Here is an 8,664-nt window from a genome sequence, read left to right as displayed (position 1 = left end):
CACGCTGGTCGTCGTGGAACACGACCCGGCCGTGATGCTGGCGGCCGATCGCATGATCGACATGGGCCCCGGCCCGGGCGAAAAAGGCGGGCAGATCGTGTTTGACGGCACGCCCGAAGACCTCAAGCATGCCGACACGCTGACGGGCGCCTACCTGGGCGCGCGCAAGCAGGTCGGCATGGGCTTCAAGCGCGCAGTGACGGACAACACGCCGCGCCTGATTCTGGAAGGCGCGCGCGACCACAACCTGCAAAACCTCACAGTCGAGTTTCCGCTGCAGCGCCTGGTCTGCGTGACCGGCGTCAGCGGCTCCGGCAAGTCCACGCTGATGCAGGACATCCTGGCGCCCGCGCTGCTTCGCCAGTTTGGCAAGGCCACCGAAACCCCCGGCCTGCACGACCGGCTGCTGGGCGCCGAGCACCTGACCGACGTGGTGTTTGTCGACCAGTCGCCGATTGGCAAAACCGCGCGCTCCAATCCGGCCAGCTACGTCGGCGCGTGGGACGCCGTGCGCGAGCTGTTTGCGCTGGCGCCGCTGGCCCAGCAGCGCGGCTACACCGCGTCCAAGTTCAGCTTCAACCACGGCGACGGGCGCTGCCCGACCTGCGGCGGCTCCGGCTTTGAGCATGTCGAGATGCAGTTCCTGAGCGACGTGTACCTGCGCTGCCCCGACTGCGACGGCAAGCGCTACCGGCCCGAGATTCTGGAAATCACGATTGAGCGCCAGGCCATGGGCCAGCTCAAGCCAAGGCTGCTCAATGTCGCCGACGTGCTGGAACTCACCGTGAGCGAGGCGATTGTGCTGTTTGCGCAAGACCGCGAAGTGGTGCGTGCGCTGCAACCGATTGTGGATGTGGGCCTGGAATACGTGAAGCTGGGCCAGCCCGTGCCGACGCTGTCGGGCGGCGAGGCCCAGCGCCTCAAGCTGGCCGGCTTTCTGGCCGAAGCCAGCAAGACGGCCGGCAAGCCCAAGAGCGCCAGCAAACAGCCGCTGCCGCTGAAACGCCCGGACCGGGGCACGCTGTTTTTGTTTGACGAGCCGACCACCGGCCTGCACTTTGACGACATCGCCAAGCTCATGGGGGCGCTGCGCCGGCTGCTGGAAGCCGGGCATTCGCTGATCATCATCGAGCACAACCTCGACGTGATCCGCTCGGCCGACTGGCTGATTGACCTCGGGCCCGAAGGCGGCGAAGCGGGCGGCCTGCTGGTGGCCGAGGGGCCGCCCGAGCTGCTGCGCCAGCACCCCACGTCGCACACGGCGCTGGCGCTGCGCGAGTACGAGCAGGCCATGGGCCAGGTCAGCCAGGTTGAAGAAGCCCGGCCCAAGGCCTGGAAAACCCGGCCGGCTTTTTCCAACATGATCCAGATCGTCAACGCCAAGGAAAACAACCTCAAAAGCCTGTCGGTCGAGATTCCACGCGGCAAGTTCAACGTGGTCACCGGCGTGTCGGGCTCGGGCAAATCGACGCTGGCCTTTGACATTTTGTTCAACGAAGGCCAGCGGCGCTACCTGGAGTCGCTCAACGCCTATGCGCGCAGCATCGTGCAGCCGGCCGGCCGGCCCGAGGTGGATGCGGTCTACGGCATTCCGCCCACGGTGGCGATCGAGCAGCGGCTGTCGCGCGGCGGGCGCAAGTCCACCGTGGGCACCACCACCGAGGTCTGGCATTTTCTGCGGCTGCTCTACGTCAAGCTGGGCATTCAGCATTGCACCAAAGACTTTGCTGCGGTGATGCCGCAAAGCCCCGAGAGCATTGCCGCGCAGTTGCTCAAGACCTACCGCGGCCAGCACATTGGCTTGCTGGCGCCATTGGTGATCAACCGCAAGGGCGTCTACACCGAGCTGGCCGACTGGGCGCGGCCGCGCGGCTACCCGCATTTGCGCGTGGACGGCGAGTTTTTGCCGACCACCGGTTTTCCGCGCATTGACCGCTTCAAGGAACACACGGTGGAGTTGCCGGTGGCCGACCTGCGGGTTAGCCCCGACAACGAAGCTGCCCTGCGCGCCGCGCTGGCGACGGCATTGCAGCACGGCAAGGGCGTGGTGCATGTGCTGGCGCCGCTCGACGGCCTGCAGGCGGCCATGTCGGCGGGCAGCAGCACCCAGGCCATCGGCCAGCTGGCGGTGTTTTCGACCAAGCGCGCCTGCCCGGTCTGCGCCACCTCGTATGCCGAACTGGACCCGCGCCTGTTCAGCTACAACAGCAAGCACGGCTGGTGCCCCGACTGCGTGGGCACCGGCGTGGCGCTGACCAAGGAGCAGCGCAAGGTGTTTGACGATTCGGTGATGGACGACGACCAGAAGGGCCGCGAACAGAGCTTTGCCGAACCCGAAGTCGAAGACGTGGCCAACGCGGTCTGCCCGAGCTGCCAGGGCGCGCGCCTGAACCGCCAGGCCCGGGCCGTGAAGTTCGCCGGCGTCGGCATTGCCGACATTGCCGCCTTGTCGGTGACGGACGTGCGCGGCTGGGTCGAAACGCTGGCGCTGGCCGGGCGCGAAGCCGGCATTGCCCGCGACCTGATTCCCGAGATCAAAAGCCGGCTTGAATTCCTGCAGGACGTGGGCCTGGGCTACCTCACGCTGGACCGGGGCGCGCCCACGCTGTCGGGCGGCGAGGCGCAGCGCATCCGGCTGGCGGCGCAGCTGGGCTCGAACCTGCAGGGCGTCTGCTACGTGCTCGACGAGCCGACGATTGGCCTGCACCCGCGCGACAACCAGATCTTGCTGAGCGCGCTGGGCAAGCTCAGCGACCGGGGCAACACGCTGGTGGTGGTGGAGCACGACGAAGACACGATTCGCCGCGCCGACAACATCATCGACATTGGCCCCGGCGCCGGCAAGCGCGGCGGCCAACTGGTGGCGCAGGGCACGGCCGCGCAGCTGGCCGCCGTGCCGGAATCGCTGACGGGCCGCTACCTGGCGCACCCGCTGATTCATCCTTTGCATGCGCGCCGTGTGACGAAGCTGCTCCCACCCCAACCCTCCCCCAGAGGGGGAGGGGGTCAAACGGACTTCTCCCTTTCTTCACTCCCTCCCCCTCTGGGGGAGGGCGGGGGTGGGGGCTCCCCGATTGCCGCCAAACCGCTGAGCAAGGCAAAACAAGCCGCGCTGAAAGCCCAGGCCCTGAAAGCCGCTGCGGCCGAATCCAGCGCCCTGCACAACGCCGCACCGGCCGCCGCCAGCCCGTATACCGCGTGGCTCAGCGTGGTGGGGGCAACCCTGCACAACCTCAAAAACGTTTCGGCCCAAGTGCCGCTGCACCGCCTGGTCGCGGTCACCGGCGTGTCGGGCTCCGGCAAATCGACGCTGGCCCGCGACGTGCTGCTGAGCAACGTCCACGCGGGCGTGATGCTGCGGTCCACCAAAGCCGGGCGCGAGGCTGACGAGGCCGGAAATCACCCGGCCTGGACCGGCTGCGAACGCATCGAAGGCTACCGCGTCGTTGACCGCGTGCTCGAAGTCGATCAGACGCCGATCGGCAAAACCCCGCGCTCCTGCCCCGCCACCTACATCGGTTTCTGGGACACGGTGCGCAAGCTGTTTGCCGACACGCTCGAAGCCCGGGCGCGCGGCTATGCGGCAGGGCGGTTTTCTTTCAATACCGGCGAAGGCCGCTGCCCGACCTGCGAAGGCGCGGGCGTGCGCACCATCGCCATGAGCTTTCTGCCCGACGTGAAAGTGCTGTGTGAAACCTGCCGCGGCGCGCGCTTCAACCCCGAAACGCTGGCCGTGACCTGGCGCGGCAAAAGCATTGGCGATGTGCTGCGCATGGAGGTTGACGAGGCGGTGGACTTTTTCGCGTCCATGCCCGCCATCGGCCACCCGCTGCAGTTGCTCAAGGATGTGGGCCTGGGCTACCTCACGCTGGGCCAGCCGTCGCCCACGCTGTCGGGCGGCGAAGCGCAGCGCATCAAGCTGGTGACCGAGCTCAGCAAGGTGCGCGACGACATTACAAGGCGCGGCCAGAAAGCGCCGCACACGCTGTATGTGCTCGACGAGCCCACGGTGGGGCTGCACATGGCCGACGTGGAAAAGCTGATCCAGGTGCTGCACCGGCTGGTCAGCGGCGGGCACAGCGTGATCGTGATCGAGCACGACCTCGATGTGATCGCCGAGGCCGACTGGGTGATCGACCTGGGGCCGGACGGCGGCAACGCCGGCGGGCAGGTGGTGGCTTCCGCGCCGCCCGAGGCGGTGGTGAGGCTGGGAACGCACACCGGGAATGCGCTCAAACGTGTGCTGGCCCGGGTTTAGATGGAGTTTTGCTACTGAATAAATAGCTGCTTGCGACCGTATTCATTGGGCTTGAGGTCTGAAATGCTTGAAAAATGATTTGCTGGCATCGGGCCAGCAGGCTTGCGTCTTTGGAGTTGCCCCTGTACCGCAAACAGCCAAGGCCCCGAGGGGCCTTGGCTTAACGTGGCGGCATTGACCCGCCAGATGCAACTTTGCGCATTCACCATGATTCGTTGGAACCCTGGTGGCCGGTTTGTGAGCCTGTGCGCGTTATACGACGAGCTTAAGGCTTAAACAAGCAGCGTTATTTGCTTCCACCGCCACCACCGCCACCGCCACCGCCGCCGCCGCCGCCGTTGCCGCCGCCGTTGCCGTTGCCGCCACCGCCGTTTCCGGCATTTCCGGCGTTGTCGCTTTTCCCGCTACCGCTTGCTGCCTTGTCAGAATTTTGTGCTTTGCTGGTGCGATCTGCTTTTGCAACGCTTTCAGCCCTTGCCGTTCGATCGGCCTTCTTGCCGCTCTGATCGGTTTTGGATGCGCTCACGATGCTACCCAGCTTGACACCCATACTTTGAGCGATTTGTCCCCAACCCATCCCCTCGGCTCTTTGCCCCAGTACGCCGCTCAGGGCGCTTGCAAGTTGCGAGGGCGTGGGGTTGGTGATGCCTTGTTGGGCAAGTGCGGTTTGGGAAAGCGCGAGCGCTATATTGATGTTTCCGTAACCCATCTTGCCGGTCGCAGGTGAAACGGTCGCAGAGGGTGCGTTCGGGTTGGTCGGGCTGGCACTCAGCGTGATGTCGGAACTTGTGCGAAGCCCGCTGACCAGCGACTGGGCATTGGCTGGTGAACCTGCCAAGGAACTGTAGGTGGCCGCCAGCTTGTCGCCCGCCGTGTTGGTGGCCGTCTGCGCCCAGGCTTGCGCGCCGCCCAGCAACATAACGCTGGAAACGCCCAAGGCGATGATGGTTTTTTTAAGCAACATGTCAATGATTCCGTTCTGTTGAATGGATGAAGCTGCGAATTGCAGCCTTGAATTTTTATTCTAGGGGGTCGTGCCTACCGAGAATGCCGCTTGAGGCTGCCTCCTACATCAGGTCGGCGTTTCGCGGCGGTGCTGCCGGCCGGGTGTAGAAAGTTGCAAATGGCCTTCGGTCGACCGGTTTCAGCGCTTGTTCCGGTGGGACCGGCGTGCTGTCGGTTAGCCGCCCAGGGGAAGCTCTAATTGGCAGCCGGCCGCTATCCATTTCCCATCTAGCAGCTAGACCGGGCAAGGCCTGCCGGGCGGCGGGCGGATTGCGCACAATCGAGGGTATTCGCGGCGGCTGCATGGGGTGTGGCCGTCTTGCGTGTCTCCCGTGAAGGATCTGCCCATGTTGTCCCGTCGCCATTTAGTTGCCCACAGCTTGCTGTTGGGCGCCGCCTTAAGCCTGGCGCTCGCAGCCAGCGCCCAGACGGCCTTTCCTTCCAGGCCCGTGCGCATCGTGGTGCCCAATGCGCCGGGCGGCGCGGCCGACCTGACGGCCCGGGCGGTGGGCCAGAAGATCGGCGAGGCGCTGGGCCAGCCGGTGGTGATCGACAACAAGCCCGGTGCGGGCGGCGTGTCGGCGGGCGACATGGTGGCCAAGGCTGCGCCCGACGGCCATACGCTGCTGCTGATTTCCAGCGGCACGGCAGTCAGCGCGTCGCTGTTCAAGTCGCTGCCGTTCGACACCGTGAAGGACTTCATCCCGGTGGCGCCGCTGGCGTCGTTTGACCTGGTGATCGTGGTGGCCGAGGGCGGGCGCTTCAAGACGCTGGCCGAACTGGTGGCGTGGGGCAAGGCCAACCCGGGCAAGCTCAACCTGGGCACGCCCAATATCGGCACCACGCAGCACCTGGCGGCGGAACTGTTCAAGTCGGCTACCGGGCTGGACGCACAGATCGTGCCCTTCAATGGCACGCCGGCCGTCATCAACGCGCTGCGCGGCGGCCAGATTGATGTGGGGCTGGACATCCTGAGCCCGCTGCTGTCGCAGATCAAAGCCAAGGCGCTGCACCCGCTGGCCATCACCGGCGCCCAGCGCTCGCGCATGCTACCCGAGGTGCCCACGGCCAAAGAGGCGGGTGTGCCCGGCTTTGCGGTGGCCTCGTGGAACGGCCTGGCCGTGCCCGCCCACACGCCGAAAGACGTGGTGGCGCGCCTGAGCAAGGAAATCACGGCGGCGCTGAACGATCCGGGCGTCAAGAAACGGCTGGAAGACCTGAATCTTGACCCGCACCCCGGCTCGCCCGAGCAGGCGGCGGCATTGTTGAACAACGATATCAAACGCTGGAACGACGTGATCGTGCGTGCCAAAATTCCGCGCCAGTAGTCCTTGCTTTTTACCGGATCACCTCATGAACATCGAATGTATCGGCCTGATCGGCTATGGCGAAGTCGGCAAGATTTTCAGCGCCGGCCTGAAGGGCAAACCCGGCGTTGCCGCCGTGGCCGCCTGGGACCTGACGCTGGCCAGCCCGGCCACGCAGGCGGCGGGTGTAGTGGCGCAGCCCTCTGCGCGCGCGCTGTGCGAGGCGAGCGATCTCGTCATTTCGGCCGTGACCGCGTCCAACACGCTGGCTGTGGCGCAGGAAGCGGCGCAGTACATCCGGCCTGGCGCGCTTTTCCTGGACCTCAATTCCGCCTCGCCCGGCACCAAGCAGCAGTGCGCAGCGCTGATTGAAGCGGCCGGCGCGCATTATGTGGAAGCGGGCGTCATGACATCGGTGCCGCCTTACGGCATCAGGGTGCCCATGTTGCTGGGCGGTGCCAAAGCGGCCGAACTGGCGCTGCTGCTGACCGGCTGGGGCATGGACGCCAGGGCCGTGAGCGAGCGGCTGGGCGTGGCCAGCGCCATCAAGATGTGCCGCAGTGTGATGATCAAGGGGCTGGAGGCGCTGGTGATCGAGAGCTACACCATGGCCCGCGCCTACGGTGTGGAAGACCAGGTGCTGCCCACGCTGCAGGAGACCTTTCCCAGCATTGACTGGAGCGCGCAGGGCGCGTATTTCTTCAGCCGCGTGGTGCAGCACGGCCAGCGCCGGGCCGAGGAAATGCGCGAGTCGGCCAATACCGTGCGCGAGGCCGGCTTCGAACCTCTGATGGCCGCCGCCATCTCAGCCAAGCACCAGTGGGTGGCCGACCAGGCCAGGGCCGGCGTGTTTGCGGGCGTGGGCAAGGGCGCGCGCTGGCAGGACTTTGCGGACCGCCTGCTGGCCGCGCGCAAGCCATGATGACGTCCTGACCGCGCCAGATGCTCGACATTCTGGCGATTACCGGCCCGATCTACATCACCATTGCGCTGGGGTTCGCCACGACGCGACTGGGCCTGTTCAGCAAGTCCGACATGCGGGTGCTGGGCCAGTTCGTGATCAACCTGGCGCTGCCCGCGCTGCTGTTCAACGCATTGGCCCAGCGCCCCCTTGGCGAGATTCTGAATGGCCGCTACCTGCTGGTCTATGCCGTGGGCTCGCTGCTGGCGCTGGGGCTGGGCTGGCTGTGGGCGCGCCGCGTGGCCGGCCAGGACGGCACCAGCAGCGCCTACTACGCCATGGGCATGTCCTGCCCCAACAGTGGTTTTGTCGGCTATCCGATTGCGCTGCTCACCCTGGGCCCGGTGGCGGGCGTGCTGCTGGGCCTGAACATGATGGTCGAGAACTTGCTCCTGATCCCGCTGCTGCTGGCGCTGGCCGAACGCGGCGACGGGCACGGCGGCGCCTGGCACCGGGCGCTGCGCCAGTCGCTGGGCAATCTGCTGCGCAACCCCATGGTGCTGGGGCTGCTGGCCGGCTTGCTGGTCTCGCTGATGGGCTGGCAACTGCCGTCGCCGGTCGCGCGCACGGTCACGCTGTTTTCGCAGGCCAGCGGTGCGCTGTCGCTGTTCGTGATTGGCGGCGCGCTGGTGGGGTTGCAGATTCAGGGCATGCGGCGCCAGGTGGCGCAGATTGCGGCGGGCAAGCTGCTGCTGCACCCGCTGGCCGTGGTGGCCGTGCTGTGGCTGTTTGAGGCCGCCGGCCTGATGCCGCTGGAGCCGCAGCTGCGCATGGGCCTGGTGCTGACGGCGGCCTGCCCCATGCTGGGCATTTACCCCATCCTGGCGCAAAAGCACGGGCGTGAGGGGCTGGCTGCTGCGGCCTTGCTGGGGGCGACGGTGGCGTCGTTTGTGTCGATCAGCGTGCTGTTGTGGGTTTTTCAGCAGCTGCCGGGGTGGGGGCGTTGATTTTTTGTTTTTTTTGGGGTGGCGGTTACTTGTTTGGTAGCGTGCTGGCTTTGCGGGCTTGGGCTGGCCGGGAGTCGCCCGGCATGCGACTCACTTTCTTTGCTTCGCCAAAGAAAGTAAGCAAAGAAAGGCGACCCGCAGTCTGGGTCCCTACGCTGCGCTTCGGGCAACCTGCGCTGCACCAGA

Annotated in this window: 5 protein-coding genes; 4 read left to right on the top strand and 1 reads right to left on the bottom strand. The window is 66.1% G+C overall.

Annotation, left to right across the window (positions count from 1 at the left end; all coding sequences use genetic code 11):
* On the top strand, window positions 1-4,258 hold a 4,258-nt coding region (locus tag Q8K05_RS17000; RefSeq protein WP_305247795.1), incomplete at its 5' end, for an excinuclease ABC subunit A.
* A gap of 286 nt (window positions 4,259-4,544) precedes the next feature.
* Here the strand turns inward: Q8K05_RS17000 and Q8K05_RS16995 are convergent.
* Window positions 4,545-5,222: a hypothetical protein gene (locus tag Q8K05_RS16995; RefSeq protein ID WP_305247794.1), complete on the bottom strand. Its 678-nt coding sequence runs from the start codon at window positions 5,220-5,222 to the stop codon at window positions 4,545-4,547.
* Between the two features lie 388 nt (window positions 5,223-5,610).
* On the opposite strand from Q8K05_RS16995, the gene Q8K05_RS16990 reads away from it, so the two are divergent.
* From Q8K05_RS16990 to Q8K05_RS16980, 3 genes are read left to right on the top strand one after another with little or no spacing between them, the layout of a single operon-like run.
* Entirely contained in the window at window positions 5,611-6,591 is a 981-nt protein-coding gene (locus tag Q8K05_RS16990) for a tripartite tricarboxylate transporter substrate binding protein (RefSeq protein ID WP_305247793.1), read from the top strand.
* Window positions 6,592-6,616: 25 nt separating this feature from the next.
* Window positions 6,617-7,492, top strand: a complete 876-nt coding sequence (locus Q8K05_RS16985) for an NAD(P)-dependent oxidoreductase (protein WP_305247792.1) — start codon at window positions 6,617-6,619, stop codon at window positions 7,490-7,492.
* A 20-nt stretch (window positions 7,493-7,512) separates the two neighbouring features.
* On the top strand, window positions 7,513-8,478 hold the full coding sequence (locus Q8K05_RS16980) for an AEC family transporter (protein ID WP_305247791.1): 966 nt from the start codon (window positions 7,513-7,515) through the stop codon (window positions 8,476-8,478).
* The last annotated feature ends 186 nt before the right edge of the window (window positions 8,479-8,664 follow it).

It is taken from the genome of Polaromonas sp. (genome assembly GCF_030682935.1).
Classification (GTDB): domain Bacteria; phylum Pseudomonadota; class Gammaproteobacteria; order Burkholderiales; family Burkholderiaceae_C; genus Polaromonas.
This window is presented reverse-complemented; position numbering and strand designations above follow the sequence as displayed.